Consider the following 17346-nt stretch of genomic DNA (forward strand, 5'->3'; position numbering starts at 1 on the left):
TCGAACTCGGTCGGGGACCGAGGGCGGGTGCCGGGACCGTTCGCGGTCCCGGCGTAGAATCTCGTGACTGTGACGGCTGCGCGAGGGGACGTGGCTGTGCTACCGTGCGTCGAGCCGCTGTGGTGAAACGGGGGCTGCGGTCAGTTCATCCCCTATCACGACAGAGGGTGTGAAGACGTAACAACCCCCTACTTCACGCAGATCCTCAAACGTCGCGCGCCTCGGAGCGGCCCGCCCCGAGTGCGCGCCCGTCCGCGGGGGCGTCCGTCTCACTCGTCGGGTCCGTCGGAGCCCATCGCCTGTGTAACGTGGGTGAACGTGACCAGACCGAGTCCGCCGACGAGGTTGCCGGCAGTGACGACAGCGGTCAGCGTGACGAGCGTCGTCCGGGTGACGGTCGCACCCAGTAGCGCGCCCAGGAAGACGTGGAGCACGGAGACGACGACGTGGTCGAAGGGGCCGAGCGCGAGCAGGACTCCGACGGCGTAGGCGAGGCCGAGTCGGCTCCCGTCGCCGCGGACGGAGACGAGGAGGAAGGAGAGGAGACTGACGAGGGCGCCGCCGGCGATGCCGCGGGTGAACCACGACAGGGGCGAGCGGTGCGCGACCGCCTCGGCCGTCGTCTCGAGGACCGTCGCGGACTCCGGTGGGACCGCCCCCTCGGCGGCGAAGACGAGCGAGAAGAGGCCGCCGCCTACGAGGTTGAAGACGAGGGTGACGACCCACAGTCGTCCGAGCGCGGGGAGCGGAGAGACGTCTGATCGTTCGACGGCGGCCGCGGTCGGGTCCGAGAAGTTCTCGTTGAACAGCTCGGTCCGGCCGGCGACGAGGAAGACGACGCCGAGGCCGAACGCGAGCGCGCCAGCGACGTTCGCCACGTGGCCGAGGGTCGGTTCGACGAACGATTCGACGAGTCCGAGCGCGACGATCCCGAAGACGATCGTGAACCCCGCGATGAAGCTCGTCGAGGCGAGTTCGAGGAACGACTGGTCGAGACGCCGGTCGCCCTCTTCGACGGCGCGCTCGAAGATCTCCGAGGGAGTCCTTGGCGCGGTCACGATCGCTCTGGGTCCGGTGCGCTCAAAAGCGACAGGCCGGCTATAGAGCGTGTCTCACGCCGGCTTGCGAGTGCACGCGCGGACGACATCGGTGTCACTCCCGAAACACAGTCGTGACCCACACACGGACCGTTCTGACCGTCCTCGTTCTCGTCGCGCTCGCTATCGGCGCCGGCTGTGGAGAGCCGGGCGGCGGCGTGACCGACGCCGACGGTGCCGACGGCGGCGACGTCCCGACGACCGACAACGACGCGGGGGCCGAACCGATCGCGCCGAACGGGACGGAGACGGGCCCGACGACGGCCGACACGCAGACCGCGACGCGGACCGCGCAGTCGGCGCTCGAGTCGCCCGGAGTCGCTGTCGAGCGACGATCGGTGGCGTCCGAGAGCGTGAGCCGGCACGGAGCGTAAAGGGCCGCGGCCCGAACGAGTGACATGGACGAGATCGAACTCGGCCAGGCGACGATCGTCTACGAGGACCCCGACGAGGGGACGACGGAGCTGACGGTCGACAACGAGGAGGTCGTGTACGCGCGCGACCACTGGATGCTCAGGTCGGGGACCGACGAGGAGGGCAACGACCTGATGAAACAGATCCCGCGCGACCGCGTCTACCGCGTCGACCGGAACGTCGAGCGCTTCGAGGAGGAGGCGTCGACGGTCCGCCACCGTGTCGAGTCGCTCGCGAGCGAAGTGCGCGACCGACTGCCCGTGGGCGGCGACGGGGAACACCGCCGGCACGCGAGGGAAGACGAGGGGCCGACGCGCGTCCCGGTCACCGACGCCAACGACGAGCAGGGAGACGACTGAGCGACTGGGAGCGGTCGAGTCTCCCGTCGAGCCGAAGTGGCAGACGCGTGTCGGCCACCGCCCTTAGACCCGCTCACAGACGGCGACAGGGGCCGAAGCAGGTGTTTTCTCGGGACGTAAACTATCCTCGCTCTTTTTAGTGAGAGGGTGCCTGTCATCTGTGTGGTCACGATGGGCGTCTTGGAACGGGCCAAACGCGCTTCAGGGCTGTCGAAGCCGGAGGCGCTTCCGTACATGTGTCTCGGCTGCGAGACGCAGTTCGACATCCAGTATCACACCTGCCCGGTCTGTGGGAAGTACGACATCCGACGGGCCAAGTGGGTGCAGTCGGACGGCGAGAGCAGCTGAGTTCGGCTCGGAGCGCCGCCGCGACAGCTCAGGCCTGCCCGAAGCCGAGCGCGCGGCCCACGACCCATGTGACCCGGGGCCGATTCGGCCCGCACACCCCTTTATTTATAGCCGACCCGTCGAGCGACGGCGGTCGGGCGATCCGCGAACCGACGAACGGTCCGTACAGTTGAAGGGAACCCGTGTCGATGGGGGGTTCGTGGCAGTCTCGTTCGATCTGTTCGGCACGCTCGTCGCCGTCGAACGACCGGCGGATCCGGCCGACGCGGTCGCTCGCGAACTACGGGACCGCGACGTCGCAGTCCCCGGGGACTGGGGCAGCGCCTATCGAGAGCCGCAGGTCGCGGTCGACCCGGGTCGGGAAGCGGCGCTGCCGGACCACGTTCGCGCGGTGCTGGCGAGTCGCGGCATCGAGGTCGAGGCGGCGCTCGCGGAGTCGGCCGTGCGCGCGGCGTTCGACGGTGCGGTGACGACGCGCGACGGAGCCCGGGCCGCGGTCGCCGCCGCTGCCGAACGCGGACCGGTTGGCGTCCTCTCGAACTGCAGCGTCCCGGGGCTGGTCGAGCGGTCGCTCGACCGCTCCGCAGTCGACGTCGACCGGTTCGACGCCGTCGTCGCGAGCGTCGACTGCGGGTGGCGAAAGCCGGACCCGCGGGCGTTCGAGGCGGTCGCGTCGGCGCTGGACGTACCGATCGAGCGCCTCGTCCACGTCGGCGACGACCCCGAAACCGACGGCGGGGCCGACGACGCCGGTGCGACGAGCGTCTCGCTCTCGGCGGTCTCACTGGCCGACCTCCCGGCGGAGCTGGAGGCGATCGAGTGTCGCTGAGCGCCGCCGCGGTCGGGGTCGCGTTCGCGCTCGACGCGGCTCTCGGGGAGCCGCCGACCCGCCTCCACCCGGTCGCCTGGTTCGGGCGGCTCGTGGCGCCGTTCGACCGCGAGTGGTCGCGACCGCGGCTCGTCGGCGCGCTCGCGGCGCTCGGGCTCCCACTGGTCGCGGCGCTCGCACTGGGCGGGCTCGTGGCGGCGGTCGGCGCCTGGCGACCCGTCGCGGGCGCCGCCGTGGGGGCGCTCGCGCTGTTCGCGACGACGAGCCTCCGCCGACTGCTCGCGGTGGCCCGCGACGTGACGGCCGCGAGCGAGACGGACCTCGACGGTGCGCGCGAGCGGTTGCGCGCGCTGGCCGGGCGCGACGCGTCGGACCTCTCGGCGGGACAGGTACGCAGCGCGGTCGTCGAGAGCGTCGCGGAGAACCTGGCCGACGGGCTGGTCGCTCCGCTGGGCGCGTTCGCCGTCCTCGCGGTCGCCGTCGAGGGGCTGGGAGCGACGTTCGTGACGGCGACCGACCCGTCCGTCGCGGCGCTCGCCGTCGGCGCGGCGGGCGCGGTGTGGGTCAAGGCGGTCAACACCATGGACTCGATGCTCGGCTATCGCTCGAAGCCGGTCGGGTGGGCGCCGGCGCGACTGGACGACGCGGTGATGTGGCTGCCGGCGCGAGCGAGCGCGGTCCTGATCGCCGCGGCGTGTCTCGCGCCGCGGTCGCTCGGGAGCGCGCGCCGCTGGTCCCCCGAGGTCCCGTCGCCGAACTCGGGGTGGCCGATGGGGACCGTCGCCGCGGCGCTCGACGTGCGACTCGTCAAGCCCGGCGTGTACGACCTCGATCCCGGCGCGGCGTTGCCGACGGCGAGCGACGCGGAGCGGGCGGTCCGGCGCGTAGGACTGGCGGGCGCGCTGGCGTATCTCGGGGCGGGGGTGGCGACGTGGGTCTGAGGGAGGCACCGACGGCGCTCCGCGGCGCGCTGGGCTTTCTCTCCCGGCTCCCGGTCGGTCGCGACGAGCGCGCCTGGGAGGCGTTTCGGACGGCGCCGTGGACGCTCCCAGTGGCGGGGTACGTTCTCGGCGCGCTGGTCGCGGTCCCGGTCGCCCTGGCGCTCGTCACCCCCGCGCCGGCCGTGACGGTCGCGCTCGTCTACGTGCTCGCGGTCGTCGCGCTCACCGGGATCAATCACTTCGACGGCGTCGCGGATCTGGGCGACGCGGTTGTCGTCCACGGCGACGCGGAGCGCCGCCGCGAGGTGATGGGAGACACGGTCCTCGGCGTGGGCGGGACGCTCGCCGTGGCGGTCGTGGTCGCCGGGCTCGCGCTGGGCGCGGCCGGCCTCGCGGCCCTGCCGCTCACTGCGGCCGTCGGCCTGCTCGTCGCCGCGGAGGTCGCTGCGAAGGTCGCAATGGCGACGCTGGTCGCGCTGGGCTCGGCCGCCCAGGACGGGTTCGGCGCGGCGGTCGCCGACGAGACGCGGCCCCGTGGCCTCGTCGTCCCGCTCGTGCTCGCGGCGCCTGCCGCCGTACTCACGCTCCCGTCGCTCGCGGCGCTGGGCGCGCTCGTCGGCGCGCTCGTGGTCGCCGTCGGACTCCTCTGGTGGGCCCGGCGGCGACTCGGCGGCGTGACAGGCGACGTGGTCGGCGCCGCGAACGAACTCGCGCGCGTCGCCGCGCTCCACGTCGGACTGGTCGTCTGGCGCGCGGCCCTCGACGCGCCGGTCGGCCTCGGTCTCCCGGAGGTGGTCGGATGGACGCTCTGGTGATGTGCGGCGGGAAGGGGACGCGCCTCGACTGGGACGGCGAGAAGCCGCTCTTCCCGGTCGACGGCGAGCCGATGGTCGACCGCGTGGTCGCCGCGCTCGAAGCGAGCAGGGTCGAACGGGTGTACGCCGTCGTCTCGCCGCACGCGCCGGAGACGGCCGCTCACGTCGACTGCCCGACGATCGAGACGGCGGGCGAGGGGTACGTCGCGGACCTCGGAGCGGCGCTGGACGACGAGCGAATCTCCGAGCCGGTCCTGACGGTCGCGGCCGACCTGCCGCTGCTGGACGCCAAGGTCGTCGACGACGTGCTCGACGCCTACGAGGGCGGGTCGCTGACCGTCGCGACGCCGACGTTCCTCAAGAGCGCGCTCGGGGTGAGCGTCGACACGTCGTTCGTCCACGAGGGCGAGGAACTCGCCCCCACTGGCGTCAACGTCGTAGGTGAGGGGCCCGACGAGACGATCGTGCGCGACGAGTCGCGTCTCGCGGTCAACGTCAATCGCCGGGAGGACGCCGAGGTCGCCGAGCGGCTGCTGTTCTGACGCGGCACCCGGGTGTGGGAAACCCTCAATGGGCTGACCGACGAAGGTGTGGTATGGCATTCGACCCCGAGATACCCGACCCGCCGAGACTCGACGCCGCGGAGGACCCGGGCGACTACGACGCGGTCGAGGAACCGGAGACGAGGACCGGCGAGGAGGGGCGCCGCGAGGCGCTCGCGGAATTCCTCGAAGACGGCGCGTGGGAGGACGCCTTCGACGAGTGGGCCGAGCACACGTACCTCTCCGACGAGCAGTTCGAGGCCGCACTCGAACTGGGGGTGGTCGCCGCGCTCGACTTCTACTGGAACGAGTCCGCGGGCGACGTGGGGTATCTCGCGCCGACGCTGGCCGAGGACCTCCCCGAGCCCTGGGACGACCGGCTCGCCCGGGCCGACCGCGCGGACATCGACGAGGCGATGGACGACCTCGGCCGGACGACCAGCGAGGTGCTGGAGAACCGATACATCGACCGCAGCTCCGAGGCGTTCGGCTACACCTGGGAGTGAGGCCGACGGAGGGATTCGGGGGCCGCGACGAACGGGCCGTCGCGGCCGACGCGAGGCCCGGAGAGACAGATTCTTGCCGGCGCTGGTCGACGAACGAGCATGGACAGCGAGGCGGTCGCGCGGCTCGCCGGGACGGACGTCACCCACGGGAGTAGCGACGACCCGGACGTGCTGGATTTCAGCGCGAACGTGAACCCGGAGATCCCCGACGGGGTCGCGGAGGTGTACGGGGAGGCGCTGGACGGGTCGCGTTCGTACCCCCCGGAGGACTACCCCGAGTTCCGCGCGGCCGCCGCCGCGTACGTCGGCTGCGAGGGCGAGGACGGAGGTTGCGAGGCCGGAGACGTGATCCCCGCCTCGGGCGGGCTCGCGGCGATCCGACTCGCGGTCGCGGTCACCGTCGACCCGGGTGACAGCGTGCTCGTTCCCGCGCCGAGCTTCGGGGAGTACGCCCGCGAGGTCGAACTCCAGGGCGGCGACCCGGTGGCGGTCTCTCACGACGACCTCCTCAATCGCGACCCCGAAGAGTTCGCGCTCGCGGTGGTTTGCAACCCGAACAATCCGACGGGCGACGCCTACGAGCAGGACGCACTGGCGGCGTTCGCCGACCGCTGTCGCGCGGCGGGGACGCCGTTGCTCGTCGACGAGGCGTTTCTGGGATTCACCGACCGCGAGTCGCTGGCGGGCGCGGAAGGAGTCGTCGTCGCGCGCTCGCTGACGAAACTGTTCGGGCTCCCGGGGTTGCGCGCGGGCTTCACCGTCGCGACGGGTGACCTCCGCGACCGGATCCAGACGGCGGCGATCACGTGGGGACTCGGCTGGCCGGCCGCGACAGTGGGGGCCCACTGTCTCGCCCGCGAGGCGTTCGTCGCGGCGACGCGCGAGCGGGTGGCGAGCGAACGCGAGCGCCTCAGGACTGCCTTCGACGGCGATCCCCGATTCGCGGTGTACAGTCCGTCTCCGCCGCTGGAACGGTCGAGCGCGCCGTTCCTCCTGCTCGACTGCGGGTCCGACGAACGGGTCGACGAGGTGCTGGCGACGGCTCGCGAGGCGGGCATCGCGCTCAGGGACGCCCGGAGCTTCGACGGGCTCGACTCGCACGTCCGTGTCGCCGTCAGGCTCCCCGCGGAGCACGACCGATTGCTGGAGGCATTCGATGTTCGACAGTGAGGTCGCGGCGGACGTGCTGTGCGCGCGGCGGCCGGGAACGCGCTGGCTCTCGACGGGCTTCTCCGGCGGGTACGAGACGGCCGACGCGGCGTACAACGTCACCGTCCCCGAGGGGTTCGACCGCACCGATCTCTGCGAGTACGTCGCCGAGCGCCGCGAGCGCGCGGGCTTCGAAGCGGCGGGGCCGGCGATGCTCACCGGTGTCGCACAGCGCCACGCCCGCCGCGCTCGACTCGACGGCGTCGAGGTGGTCGCGACCGCGGGCGTGTCCAATCCCGCGTCGCTCCCGACGGACGGCGAGAGCGCGGGCGAGGCGGGGCCGGTCGGCGGTTCAGGTCGAGACGACCCGCCGCGGCCGGGGACGGTGAACCTCGTCGTCGGGACGACGCGGGCGCTCGACGACGGCGCGCTCGCGACGCTGCTGGCGACCGCCGTCGAGGCGAAGACGGCGACGATGCTGGCCGAGACGGGGTTCACGGGGACGACCTCGGACGCGGTGGTCGTCGGCTCCGACCCGTCGGGCGAGCGGGCGGCGTTCGCTGGCAGCGCGACGCCGGTCGGGCGCGCCGCGCGGGTGTGCGTCCGCGACGCGGTCGGCGCGAGTCTCGCCGCGCGCTACGAGCACGCCGACACGGACGACGCGGTTCCCGAATCCGTCTCGGCGGCCGACTACGGCGTCGTCTCGGCGGGCGCGGCGACGGTCTCGCGAGTGGACGATTGAGTTGTCCGCGCCCGGCGTGTCGAAGCGGCTACGGTCCCGGGGGGCGTCGGTCCGCCCATGACCGGAGACGGCGCTGACGACGGCAGCCAGGCCAGTGACGACCCGCTCGAACCGCAGTCGATCGAACCGGCCGCGCCGGAGGAGTTCGGCCTCGTGCAGGTGTGGTGGGGCGACGGCAAGGGCAAGACGACCGCCGCACTGGGCATGGGCATGCGCGCCGCCGGCCACGGCTACCGCGTCCACATGCTCCAGTTCATGAAGGGCGGGACCAGTACTGTGGAAGACGTGCGCGGCGAGTACAACGCGATCCACGCGCTCCCGGGCTTCTCCTACGAGAACAGCGGCCACTACGGCTGGCATCGCTTCCACGACGGTACCGACGACGACGAGCACGCCGCCCGCGCGAAGGGCGGACTCGAACGGGCGCGCGAACTGGTCGACGCCGCCGGCGAGGCGGATCTCTCGACGCCCTTCGACAGCGACGCGCCCGCCGACGAGGGCGTCCACATGCTGATCCTCGACGAGATCGGCTACGCCGGCAACCGCGGGCTGGTCGATCAGGAGGAAGTGCGCGAACTCGTCGAGTCCAAGCCCGACGACCTCGAACTGGTCCTGACGGGCGGTCACGACCGGCCGGAGTTCGTGACCGAACTCGCCGACCTGGTGACCGAGGTCGGCAAGGAGAAACACCCGATCGAGTCCGGCCACAGCGCGCGGAAGGGCACCGAGTTCTGAGGGGATCGGGGTGTGATGCTGTCGGCGCGACCGCGAACAGCGTGAAAGCCCCGACCCTTTCATTCCCACCCACACAGACCGTCCGGTTGGCCGACACGGGTGGGACTGAAAGGGGCCGGGCGCTCGCCGGTATCTGACGACGCAAGCACCGCAGTCGAACGCAGTGAGACGAGGAGCACAGCGAGTCAGGACCGGTCGAGCGCCCGGGGGCTTTCACGCTGTTCTCACTGGATCTCGTCGTCGCGGTCGCGGATCAGTGTCGAAGGAGAGCAAATACGACTCCCACAGAGCGAACCACACCTAGGCGATGGTGTACCGATCGAACGAGCGGACGGCGTAGCGGTAGGAGAGCGCGGGGAGGAGCAACAGGACGACGAGCGCGACGGCGCTGGCGTAGTAGAGCGCCGAGGGCGACACGGTAACGTCGGCGGAGACGACCAGCGAGAGCAGGCCGGACAGCAGCGCGGCGCCGAGTTCTCGCGCGCCCGTGAGGCCGACGAACAGGGCGGAGAGGGTCGTCGCGACGACGTGGACGCTGAAGAGGAGGAACGCCCACGGGCTCGGGACGACGGCCTCCATCGACCGGGTGACGTTCGTGGCCTCAAAGCGGGGGAAGGCGACGCCGATGCCGACGGAGAGGCCGGCCGCGACGACCATCGCGACGGGCGCGAGGCCGGTCAGGATCGCCACCGAGTCGGCTTCGAGCGGGCTCAGGGCGCCGGTGACGGCGACGAGGACGGTCCCCAGCGGGACCACGACGAGGAGGCCCGCGAGGACGTGCGCGAGGACGAACCGGTGGCCGGTCACCTCGCTGAGGAGCGTCGTCGAGAGCACCGACCCCTGGTCGCCGAGCGGGTTGAGCGTGAAGACGACGCCGCCGGCCCACGCGACGAACACCAGCAGGGCGTAGGGGAGGTAGGCGGGGATCGAACCGGACTGGACGATGTCGATGAACGCGCCGGTGCCGAAGAAGAGGGGGTAGGCGGCGTACATGAGTTTCAGCGGGGCGCGGGCGGCCCGGCGCCAGGCGAGGACGACGAGCGCCGCGGTGGGACGGTCGAGGACGCGCTCGACGGCCGCGGTGAGTCGGTCCTCCGTCGACGCCGCCGCGGTGTGCTCGGCGTCGGTTGGGCTCCCCGTCGACTCGTCGGGGGTGGTGTCCTCGCCGGCGAGGGCGGGGTCGGCGAACCAGTGGCGGCCGGCGACCCAGGTGCCCGCGGCGACGCCGACGGCCGCGACGGCGACGGTGCCGGCGACGACGGCGGCCGCGAGGGTGGGGTCGAGGGCCATCGCGGGGAAGGAGAGTAGCGCGAGGTCGGCGTACCAGCCGACGGGGGAGGCGGCCATCGGCTCGAACAGCGCGGCGACGATCTGGTTGAACGACCCGGAGACGATGGCGGCCATGTAGACGAGGAAGACAAGCGCGATGAGGCCGGTCTTGTGGCGCGCGACGAAGGGGAAGCGAGTGACGACGTGGCGGACGGCGAGTCCGAGCGCGTACGCGACGGTGACGGCCGACAGGCCGGCGAGCGCGAGAGCCACGGGGACGGTAACGGCCAGCGAGAGCGTGCCCGTTCCGAGCGCGAGGCCGACGCCGGCGCCCGCGGCGGGGAGGAGCGCCCAGACGAGCAGGTACACCCACTCGCTGGCGACGAGTCCGAGGTACGCCTCGGCGGTGGGGACGACGGTGAGGATCCCGTCTGCGTTCGTGAGTGTCCCCCGCTGGCCGACGGCGCGGACGCCGAAGACGACGACGAGGACTACCCAGAGGACGCCGACGAGTCCGCGTGCGGCCGTCGCGGTGCCCGTGGGATCGGTCGGGAACGACCCCGAGGTGATCGCTCGGGCGAGTGCGCGCGCACCGTACGCGCCGCCGACCGTCAACGCGAGCGTCAGGAGGGCGTAGAGCCCGACGGAGACGACCGCGGTCAGCCAGCTCTCGGGAGCGGTCCGCTTGCGGATCATCCGCCTGACGTCGATCCGCGCGAGCCGGAGGCTGTGTCCGACGTTCATGGCTGGCTGTCCGGCGCCGTCGCGCCCGCCTCCGTCCCGTCCGCCCCGCTCACGGCCGCCTCCTCGGCGTGGTCGGTCGTCACTTCGAGGAACACGTCCTCCAGCGAGCCGGCCTCGCCGCGCTCGGCGCGCTGTTTGAGCCGGTCGGGCGGGCCTTCGGCGACGAGCCGACCGCGGTGGAGGACGCCGACGGTGTCGGCGAGTTCGTCGACCACCGGGAGGATGTGCGTCGAGAGGAAGACGGTCGTCTCGCCGCCCGAGAGCTCGGCGACGAGGTCCTTGACCGTGCGGGCGGCCCGCGGGTCCAGCCCGCTCGTCGGTTCGTCGAGGAACAGGACCGGCGGTTCGTGGAGGACGGTGGCGATCAGGCCGACCTTCTTGCGCATCCCGGTCGAGAACCCTTCGAGCCGGCGGTCGGCCTCGCCGGCGAGGCCGAAGCGGTCGAGGTAGCGGTCGATGCGCTCGCGGGCCTGCTCGCGGGGCACGTCGTGGAGCGCGGCGACGTGGCGCAGTTGCTCGCGGGCGGTCAGCTCGTCGAACAGCGGCGGCTCTTCGGGGAGGTAGCCCACGACCGAGATCAGCTCACGGCGGTCGGTCACGTCGACGCCGGCGACGCGCGCCGAGCCGCTGGTCGGTCGCGTCAGCGTCGTCAGCATCCGCATCGTCGTGGTCTTCCCCGAGCCGTTCGGGCCGAGGAAGCCGTACACGTCGCCCGTCGGGATCGAGAGGTTCAACCCGTCGACCGCGAGCACGTCGCCGAAGCGCTTCGTCAGGTCGGTCGTCTCGATGGCGGGGCCGTCGAGACCGGCGTCGGGAACCATGGGGACGTTTCACGCGCGCTACACTTATGTGATCGGGGGCCGGTCGGTCGTTCCGGTTCCCGGTCACGCGACGAGTTCGGCCCGCAGGCAGAGCGAGCGCGGCGGCCGGTGGGCGAGGTCGGACTCCTCGTCGAGGAGGTCGTCGTCGAGTCGCTCCGAGAGGTCGGGTTCGCGGAGGTCGCGGAGCGCGAAGCCCGCCTCGAACAGCGGGCCGGTGAGGGCGTCGAGCGGCCGTCGGTAGAAGGTCGTCGGGGTTTCGGCCGCTCCCTCGCCGTCGTCGGAACGCGCTCCTGGAACGGTCCCGCCCCAGTAGAGGTCGTAGCGTTCGGTGTCGTCGTAGGTCGGCGGGCGCGAGTCGGCACGCACGGCCGGGCGCGTATCGAGGTCGTCGATAGCGACCGTGTCCGGGTACTCCTCGTCGCGGACGACGAGGTACTCGTGGAAGGGGTGGTGGGTGGAGAGGACGGCCGTCCCGTCGGGTCCGAGCACGCGAGCGAACTCGGTCGCGAGCGGATCGAGGGTCGGCAGGTGTGAGGCGACGTGCTGGCAGAGGACGAGGTCGAACTCGTTTGCGTCGACGAAATCCAGTCCGTCGGCGACGTTCCCACGACGGAAATCGGCGCGGTCACCGTAGCGCTCCGCCGCTGTGTGGACCATCTCCGCGCTCAGGTCGACGCCGAGCACGTCCGCGCCGCGGTCGGCCAGCCACGCCGAGTAGTAGCCGTCGCCACAGCCGGCGTCGAGGACGCGCGCTCCGTCGAGGTCGGGGAGCAGTTCCGCCACGGCGGGCCAGAGCACCTGCTCGCGCCACGGTACCTGTGCGTACTCGCTCCAGTCGTCGGCCAGGTCGTCGTAGTGGGCCGCGACCTCTGAGTCGTCCGCCATGCCCGACGATGGATCGCGGGCAGCAAGACTGTGGGGGTGACGGAGGGAAACTGGTTTGGCGGCGCCAGCGCTGGATCGGGTATGCGACGCCGTTCGTTGCTGACAGCGCTCGCCGGTCTTGCCAGCGCCTCGCTGGCCGGCTGTTCGACCGGGGAGACCCAGGGCGGCCTGGGGATGGTCGGCGAAGCGCCGACCGCTCGCTTCGAGCTGACCGCCCGCTCCGACGCGGAACTCGCCCGCGGCGTGCTGTACGGGGTCGACGAGGCGGACGACGACGGGGCGCTGTTCGAGCGGATTCTCGACGGCGGCGCCAGCGTCGAGCGCACGCGGCCGCCGCTCCCCGAGGCGCGACACGTCCACTTCGACGGCGGCGTCTACGAACTCGCACACGAGGTCGTCGACCGGACGCCAGCGACCACCTACTCCGTCAAGGTCGACGTGCCACAGGGGACGGCCGCGGACGCGCGGACGGTGCGGTTCTCTGCCCTCCCCGAAGTGGACCGCGAGACGTTCGCCGCGCGCGGGCTGGACGACGGCGAGGCGGTCGGGATCGGGACCACCCTCCTCTACACCGACGCCGAGGCCGAGCGGTCGGCGCTCGTGCCCGACTCCGAGTACAGCCAGATCGTCTGGCCGGACAGTCGGGCGGAGTGGGTCGTCGGCGACGCCCACGAGACCACGCTGAACGCGTACGAGTACACGGCCGACCGCGTCGCGAGCGCGAGCGAGTACGGCCGGCGGATGCGCGAGCGGTTCGCGTTCGAATTCGCAGATCTCTCCGACGCAGAGCGGGAGATCGTCGGAACGGCGATCGAGGAGGACGGGTACGTCGTGGACGCCGACGAGTCGATCCCTTCAGCGTTCGCGTCGCTGGCCGACCGATTCGGTGGGCGCACGCAGGCAGTCGCGCTCGACGAAGACGGCGAGGGCGACCTGAGCGGCCCGTACGTCGTCCGGTACGACGGCGAGCCGTACTGGACCGTGCTCGTGGTCGACCCCGAGGCGCTCCCGGAGACGACGGCGACATGAACGGAGTCGAACACCGATGACACGCACGATCCTCGTCGCGGGAACGGCCAGCCACGTCGGCAAGAGCACCGTCGCCGCCGGACTGTGTCGCCTGCTGGCCGACCGGGGCGTCGACGTGGCGCCCTACAAGGCCCAGAACATGAGCAACAACGCCCGCGCGGTGCCGAAGGCAGCGGCCGTCACGGACGAAAACGATGCCACGGCCGAAACGGCGGACGACGAAGACACGGCCACGGCCTTCGGCGAGATCGGCGTCTCCCAGTACGTCCAGGCCCGCGCGGCGCGGGTGGCGCCGACGACCGACCACAACCCCGTCCTGCTCAAGCCGCGCGGCGACGCCGAGTCGCAACTCGTCCTCGACGGGGAGGCGGTCGCCCACTACAGCGCCGGCGAGTACTACGAGGACCACTGGGAGCGCGCCCGCGAGACCGCTCGCCGTGCACACGAGCGACTCGCCGCCGAGCACGAAGTCGTCGTCGCCGAGGGCGCGGGATCGATCGCCGAACCCAACCTCCGCGACCGGGACCTCGCGAACATCGAGACGGCCCGCTTCGCCGACGCCGACGTCCTGCTCGTCGTCGACATCGAGCGCGGGGGCGCCTTCGCCAGCCTCGTCGGGACCGTCGAACTCCTGCCCGACGACGTCCGCGACCGGGTCGCGGGCGCGCTCCTGACGAAGTTCCGCGGCGACGAGTCGCTGCTCGACCCGGCCGTCGCCGAGGTCGAGGAGCGGACCGGGGTGCCCGTCCTGGGCGTCGTCCCGCACGACGACCCCGGGCTCCCCGCCGAGGACAGCGTCGACCTCCCCGCCGAGGGCGAGCGGTCCGTTCGCGGTCGGGACGACGGCGTGGCCGACGAGCGTGCGGTCAGCGTCGCCGTTCCGCGCCTCCCGCGCATCTCGAACTTCATGGACCTGGAACCGCTGGCGCGAACGCCCGGCGTCCGAGTCGTCTACCTCCCGCTGGACGCCGACCCGTCCGACCCCGACGCGGTCGAGTCGGGCACCGGCCGCGGCGCCGACGCGGTCGTGATTCCGGGGACGAAAAACACCGTCGACGACCTGCGAGCGCTCCGCGCGGGCGGGGGCGCCGAGCGACTCCGGGCGTTCGACGGGCCGGTCGTCGGCCTCTGTGGCGGGTACCAGATGCTGGGCGAGCGCGTCACGAACGCCGGCGTCGAGAGCACCGACGAGATCGATGCCGTCGAAGGCATCGGCCTGTTACCGGTCGAGACGCGCTTCTCACGGGAGAAACGAGTCGAACAGACCACTCGCCGGATCGAGGGGGTCGGACCGCTCGACGGCGCCTCGGGCGAGGTGTCCGGGTACGAGATACACATGGGCGAGACGCGAGCGGTTGCGGGGGACCGCGCCGACGCCGCCGACGGTTCGACACTCTCGCGGCCGTTCCCGGACGCCGACGCGGGCGCCGCGACCGACCGCGCGTTCGGCACCTACCTGCACGGACTGTTCGAGAATTCACGCGCGCGCGAAGCGTTCGTCGACCGCGTCTTCGCGAGCGCGGGCGTCGACCGACCGACCGCAGCGGCCGATTCCGATGACCCGTTCGACGGCGCGGCCGCGCTGGTCGCCGAGAACGTCGACCTCGCGCCGCTCCTGCGCGGTCGCTGATCGCTCGGGCGCGTCACCCTCCGCGAAACCGGAACCGAACACGTTCGTTGGGTGCATTCTCTATACAGTATACAATTGTCTCGAAATACTGCATATCGTCGAAAATATGCCGGTAGGGATCGGAACAAAGTTACCGATGCTGTAGTCTTCTGGATGTATGGGCGAGTATCGGATACGTGGCAGTCCGCGCCGCGGCCTGGCGTCTGCGACGCTGGGCTTTTTCGTCGGGTTCGCCGGCGTCGTGCTGTACGGGCCCGTCGCCGCCGAGTTCGAGGCGGCCATGGGGCTGTCGGGGGTAGCGCTGGGGCTCCTGGTCGGGGTCCCGCAACTGACCGGGTCGGTCCTGCGGGTCCCCTTCGGCGCGTGGGTCGACGACGTGGGTCCCAGAAAACCGTTTCTCGCCCTGCTGGGGCTGTCGCTCCTCGGGATGGCGGGGCTGTCGGCGGTGCTCCTGACCGCCTACCCGGACGGGCTGACGATGGAGCTCTACCCGCTGATACTCTTCTTCGGTGCGCTGAGCGGCTGCGGCATCGCGACGTTCTCCGTCGGGACGACTCAGACGTCGTACTGGTACCCGAAGGCGCGTCAGGGGACGGTGCTCGCGGTGTACGCCGGGCTGGGCAACTCCTCGCCGGGCCTGTTCACGCTGGTCCTCCCGGCGGCGCTAGCGGCGCTCGGGCTCACGAACGCGTACCTCGCGTGGTTCGCCTTCCTCGCGCTCGGGACGGTCGCGTACGCGGTCCTCACGGTCGATCCGCCGTCCTTCCAGTTGCGCGAGCAGGGGATGGAGGCCGACGACGCCCGGGTGCGCGCGGCCGAGCGCGGTCAGGAGCTGTTCCCGGGCGGTGACGCCTTCGCGTCGATCCGCGACGCGGCGAGCATCCCGCGGACGTGGGCGCTCGTGGCGCTGTTTTTCACGTCGTTCGGCGGGTTCCTCGCGCTGACGGTGTGGCTCCCATCCTACTGGGCCGCGGTCCACGAGATGGAGGTGCAGTCGGCCGGGGCGCTGACGGCCGTCGCGTTCACCCTCCCGGCGGCGCTCGTCCGAGTGCCGGGCGGGTACCTGAGCGACCGCGTCGGCGGCGAGATCACGGCGGTCGCGAGCTTCGTCGTCGTCGGGCTCGCGAGTTTCGCGCTCGTCGGGACTCGTGTCTACACCGTCGTGCTCGGAGCGACGGTCCTGCTGGCCGTCGGCGTGGGCGTGGCGAACGCGGCGGTGTTCCAGCTCGTCCCGACCTACGTCCCGGAGGCCGTCGGCGGCGCCTCGGGACTGGTCGGCGGGCTCGGCGCGTTCGGCGGGTTCGTCGTGCCGCCGGTGCTGGGCGTGTTCGTCGACGTGCACGGCACGTCGGGCTACGCGACCGGGTTCGTCGTCTTCGTCGCGCTCGCACTCCTCTCGGTCGCGCTCGCCGACCGACTGTATCGGGTCCGGCCGACGGTCGCGCCGGACAGCGCGCCCGCCGGGGACTGACCGCGCACGGGGCCACGCGACCCTCCCGATAGAGTGACACGGGTGGCTGCCGTTGACTCGCGGTATGCACGCACCGTCCCGTGACGACGTCCGGGCGTGGGTCGCGAACCGCTCGCTGCGGCGGATCGCGATCCGCGTCGCCGTGGCCGTCGCGGTCCTCGCGGTGATGGGCACGCTCGGCTTCTACGCGTACTTCGAGCTCCTCGCTCACCACGCGCCGGACGACGTCCGGGAGTCGGTCCGGGCGGACGCGAACGTCTCCGTCTCGGAGCGGTACGGCGGTTACGTCGTATCTGACGCCGACCCCGGGGACGAGCACCTCGGACTGGTGTTCTATCCGGGCGGTCGGGTCGCGCCGGACGCGTACCTGCCGATGGCCGCGCAGGTCGCCGAGCGCGCGAACGTGACGGTCGTCGTGCCCGAGATGCGGGTGAACCTCGCGGTCCTCTCGCCCGGCCGAGCGGACGCGGTCGTCGAGGGGGAACCGACCGTCTCGCGGTGGGTGGTCGGCGGTCACTCGCTGGGCGGGGCGATGGCCTGTCGGTACGCCGGCAGCCACGGGGAGACGGTTGACGGACTCCTCCTCGTCGGGTCGTACTGCGACCGACCGGTCCGCGAACTGTCGGCGCTGGCGGTCCTCGGGACGCGAGACGCGGTGCTCGACCGCGACCGGTTCGCGGCCAACCGGGCGTTCCTCCCGCCCGACCACACCGTCAGGCGCATCGAGGGGATGAACCACTCGCAGGCCGGGTGGTACACCGGTCAGCGCGGCGGGCAGCCCGCACGGATCTCGACCGCGGCGGCCCACCATCGACTCGCGGCGGTCGTCGCCGAGTGGCTCTGTCGCGACCTCGACCACTGCCCGGACGACCGGACCGACCGACAGCGGGACGTGACGTCGTCTCGAACCGGACCGGTCGGTGTCCCTGTCCGGTGACGGCGTCGTCCTCGGACCCGCTCGAGAAGAGGTGGATGGGTGGGTGGGAGATGATGATGTGCGTGCGGTGTCGATTCGACGAC

19 protein-coding genes are annotated in these 17346 nt (G+C 72.0%); 15 read left to right on the forward strand and 4 right to left on the reverse strand.

All coding sequences use genetic code 11. From position 1 onward, the window contains the following. Positions 1-269 precede the first annotated feature (269 nt). On the reverse strand, positions 270-1058 hold the full coding sequence (locus tag D1409_RS15130) for a formate/nitrite transporter family protein (protein ID WP_206425075.1): 789 nt from the start codon (positions 1056-1058) through the stop codon (positions 270-272). A 113-nt stretch (positions 1059-1171) separates the two neighbouring features. On the opposite strand from D1409_RS15130, the gene D1409_RS15135 reads away from it, so the two are divergent. From D1409_RS15135 to D1409_RS15185, 11 genes are all read left to right on the forward strand, one after another. Beyond that, positions 1172-1471: a hypothetical protein gene (locus D1409_RS15135; RefSeq protein ID WP_123537828.1), complete on the forward strand. Its 300-nt coding sequence runs from the start codon at positions 1172-1174 to the stop codon at positions 1469-1471. 24 nt (positions 1472-1495) lie between these two features. Beyond that, on the forward strand, positions 1496-1870 hold the full coding sequence (locus D1409_RS15140) for a hypothetical protein (RefSeq protein ID WP_123537829.1): 375 nt from the start codon (positions 1496-1498) through the stop codon (positions 1868-1870). Positions 1871-2041: 171 nt separating this feature from the next. Next, positions 2042-2218 carry a hydrogenase maturation nickel metallochaperone HypA gene (locus tag D1409_RS15145; protein WP_164471718.1) on the forward strand — a complete coding sequence of 59 codons (177 nt, stop codon included), beginning with the start codon at positions 2042-2044 and terminating at the stop codon, positions 2216-2218. A gap of 199 nt (positions 2219-2417) precedes the next feature. Further along, positions 2418-3047, forward strand: a complete 630-nt coding sequence (locus D1409_RS15150; protein ID WP_123537831.1) for an HAD family hydrolase — start codon at positions 2418-2420, stop codon at positions 3045-3047. Further along, positions 3038-3988: an adenosylcobinamide-phosphate synthase CbiB gene (cbiB, locus tag D1409_RS15155; RefSeq protein ID WP_123537832.1), complete on the forward strand. Its 951-nt coding sequence runs from the start codon at positions 3038-3040 to the stop codon at positions 3986-3988. Before D1409_RS15150 ends, cbiB begins: the two co-directional genes overlap by 10 nt. After that, positions 3979-4803, forward strand: a complete 825-nt coding sequence (cobS, locus tag D1409_RS15160) for an adenosylcobinamide-GDP ribazoletransferase (protein WP_235853570.1) — start codon at positions 3979-3981, stop codon at positions 4801-4803. The genes cbiB and cobS overlap by 10 nt, the downstream gene beginning before the upstream one ends. After that, the gene (locus D1409_RS15165) at positions 4803-5345 is read left to right on the forward strand and encodes an NTP transferase domain-containing protein (RefSeq protein WP_206425083.1); all 543 of its coding nucleotides are present in this window, start codon (positions 4803-4805) and stop codon (positions 5343-5345) included. Before cobS ends, D1409_RS15165 begins: the two co-directional genes overlap by 1 nt. A gap of 53 nt (positions 5346-5398) precedes the next feature. Next, on the forward strand, positions 5399-5851 hold the full coding sequence (locus D1409_RS15170) for a hypothetical protein (protein ID WP_123537834.1): 453 nt from the start codon (positions 5399-5401) through the stop codon (positions 5849-5851). A gap of 99 nt (positions 5852-5950) precedes the next feature. Further along, positions 5951-7021, forward strand: coding sequence for an aminotransferase class I/II-fold pyridoxal phosphate-dependent enzyme (locus tag D1409_RS15175; protein ID WP_123537835.1), 1071 nt, complete (start codon positions 5951-5953; stop codon positions 7019-7021). Beyond that, on the forward strand, positions 7008-7742 hold the full coding sequence (locus tag D1409_RS15180; RefSeq protein ID WP_123537836.1) for an adenosylcobinamide amidohydrolase: 735 nt from the start codon (positions 7008-7010) through the stop codon (positions 7740-7742). The genes D1409_RS15175 and D1409_RS15180 overlap by 14 nt, the downstream gene beginning before the upstream one ends. A 57-nt stretch (positions 7743-7799) precedes the next feature. Continuing rightward, the gene (locus tag D1409_RS15185; protein WP_123537837.1) at positions 7800-8477 is read left to right on the forward strand and encodes a cob(I)yrinic acid a,c-diamide adenosyltransferase; all 678 of its coding nucleotides are present in this window, start codon (positions 7800-7802) and stop codon (positions 8475-8477) included. Positions 8478-8777: 300 nt separating this feature from the next. On the opposite strand, the gene D1409_RS15190 is transcribed toward D1409_RS15185, so the two are convergent. The 3 genes from D1409_RS15190 to D1409_RS15200 form a co-directional block, all read right to left on the reverse strand. Continuing rightward, positions 8778-10490: a hypothetical protein gene (locus D1409_RS15190; protein ID WP_123537838.1), complete on the reverse strand. Its 1713-nt coding sequence runs from the start codon at positions 10488-10490 to the stop codon at positions 8778-8780. Next, positions 10487-11311: an ABC transporter ATP-binding protein gene (locus D1409_RS15195; protein WP_123537839.1), complete on the reverse strand. Its 825-nt coding sequence runs from the start codon at positions 11309-11311 to the stop codon at positions 10487-10489. The genes D1409_RS15190 and D1409_RS15195 overlap by 4 nt, the downstream gene beginning before the upstream one ends. A 63-nt stretch (positions 11312-11374) precedes the next feature. Beyond that, entirely contained in the window at positions 11375-12196 is an 822-nt protein-coding gene (locus tag D1409_RS15200) for a class I SAM-dependent methyltransferase (RefSeq protein WP_123537840.1), read from the reverse strand. 81 nt (positions 12197-12277) lie between these two features. On the opposite strand from D1409_RS15200, the gene D1409_RS15205 reads away from it, so the two are divergent. The 4 genes from D1409_RS15205 to D1409_RS15220 all read left to right on the forward strand — a co-directional run bounded on the left by D1409_RS15205 (position 12278) and on the right by D1409_RS15220 (position 17263). Then, positions 12278-13225 carry a hypothetical protein gene (locus D1409_RS15205; RefSeq protein ID WP_164471711.1) on the forward strand — a complete coding sequence of 316 codons (948 nt, stop codon included), beginning with the start codon at positions 12278-12280 and terminating at the stop codon, positions 13223-13225. A gap of 16 nt (positions 13226-13241) precedes the next feature. Continuing rightward, a complete protein-coding gene (locus D1409_RS15210) occupies positions 13242-14855 on the forward strand; it encodes a cobyric acid synthase (RefSeq protein ID WP_123537842.1) in 1614 nt (537 codons plus the stop codon). Between the two features lie 157 nt (positions 14856-15012). Then, positions 15013-16326, forward strand: coding sequence for an MFS transporter (locus tag D1409_RS15215; RefSeq protein WP_123537843.1), 1314 nt, complete (start codon positions 15013-15015; stop codon positions 16324-16326). A 64-nt stretch (positions 16327-16390) separates the two neighbouring features. Continuing rightward, the gene (locus D1409_RS15220; protein ID WP_235853571.1) at positions 16391-17263 is read left to right on the forward strand and encodes an alpha/beta hydrolase; all 873 of its coding nucleotides are present in this window, start codon (positions 16391-16393) and stop codon (positions 17261-17263) included. Positions 17264-17346: the final 83 nt, after the last annotated feature.

The organism is Halosimplex salinum (assembly GCF_003730195.1).
In the GTDB taxonomy this organism is placed as follows: Archaea; Halobacteriota; Halobacteria; order Halobacteriales; family Haloarculaceae; genus Halosimplex; species Halosimplex salinum.